Origin of the sequence: Vibrio sp. AND4 (genome assembly GCF_000171815.1) — a bacterium.
Classification (GTDB): Bacteria; Pseudomonadota; Gammaproteobacteria; order Enterobacterales; family Vibrionaceae; genus Vibrio.
Map to the genome: position 1 here is coordinate 1 of NZ_ABGR01000108.1, position 1,453 is coordinate 1,453.

The 1,453-nt window shown below is 47.6% G+C and carries 2 protein-coding genes; both read right to left on the reverse strand.

The annotated features are described in order from the left end of the window. Positions 1–45: 45 nt before the first annotated feature. Positions 46–1,143 carry a PhoH family protein gene (locus AND4_RS18950; RefSeq protein WP_009844605.1) on the reverse strand — a complete coding sequence of 366 codons (1,098 nt, stop codon included), beginning with the start codon at positions 1,141–1,143 and terminating at the stop codon, positions 46–48. A gap of 73 nt (positions 1,144–1,216) precedes the next feature. Beyond that, positions 1,217–1,453, reverse strand: a 237-nt coding sequence (locus AND4_RS18955; RefSeq protein ID WP_009844606.1) for a TRAM domain-containing protein, incomplete at its 5' end; no start/stop codon positions are given.

Consider the following 1,453-nt stretch of genomic DNA (forward strand, 5'->3'; position numbering starts at 1 on the left):
CTTCACTTTCGACTGCCAGTTGCAAATCAAGTTCAATTGCCATGGTTATTCCTTCGTTGCCGCAACTTGTGTATTCAGCTCAGCTTTGGCTGCTTCTAGCAGTTTGGCGTCACGTTCTTCACGACGGCGTTTTTCGAACTCTTTGCGCTCTTTTTGATCTTGTGCTTCCCATTTCTCATAGGCATTCACGATGCGTGCTACGACTGGGTGGCGTACTACGTCGTCAGCTTGGAAGAAATTAAAGCTGATATCGTCAACTTCATTCAATACCTCTATGGCATGACGAAGGCCCGATTTCGCACCACGAGGTAAGTCAATCTGAGTCACGTCACCGGTAATAACTGCACGAGAGTTGAAGCCAATACGCGTGAGGAACATTTTCATCTGCTCTACGGTGGTATTTTGGCTCTCATCCAGAATGATGAAGGCGTCGTTTAAAGTACGACCACGCATATAAGCAAGAGGAGCGACTTCTATCACGTTACGTTCAATCAGCTTTTCAACACGTTCAAAGCCCAGCATTTCAAATAGGGCATCGTAGAGAGGTCGTAGGTATGGGTCGACTTTTTGGCTCAAATCCCCAGGTAGGAAGCCCAGTTTTTCTCCCGCTTCAACCGCAGGACGAGTGAGTAGAATACGACGGATCTCTTGGCGCTCTAGTGCGTCTACTGCGGCGGCAACCGCTAGGTAAGTTTTACCTGTACCTGCTGGCCCGATACCAAAGGTGATATCGTGCGTGACCATGTTCATCAGGTATTGTCCCTGATTGGGAGTACGAGGCTTGATCACGCCTTTTTTGGTTTTAACGAAGACTTCTTTACCGTGCTCGAAGTTTGATTCGGTATTTTGCTCTAGTACACCGGACTCTTTGATGGCCAGATGGATCTGTTCTGGCTCGATATCAGGCGTTTCGCCACGTACTGGAGCAGTGTCAACGTAAAGGGTTTTCAGAATATCCAGCGCAGCCGCTGCGGTATGAGGTTTACCGACAATGGTGAAAAGGTCGCTACGGTGGTTAATTTCAACGCCTAGGCGACGTTCTAAATGCTTGATGTTGTCATCGAATGGACCGCACAGGCTTGCTAGTCGGCGGTTATCTGCAGGTTCTAGATTGATTTCTAGCGTTACAATTTTATTGCTCAATGTTGCCTCTCACTTTATGCCACTTAACAAGAGCCTGATAACGACCAGGCTCTCCATGGCTAATTGTACGAGCTTACGGCGTAAAGGTTGCTACACCCAGCTCATCTTCGCGACGTGTTTTCGCCATCATTTGCGTTGGTGAAATTACGCTACGAAGGTCCATGTCTTTTTCTGTACGTACTAGTTCACCACGCAGTGAGTTAGCAAATACGTCTGTAATCTTCACGTCAACGAACTGACCGATCAGGTCTGCGCTACCTTCAAAGTTTACTACACGATTGTTTTCTGTACGAGCACGTAGCTCCATTAG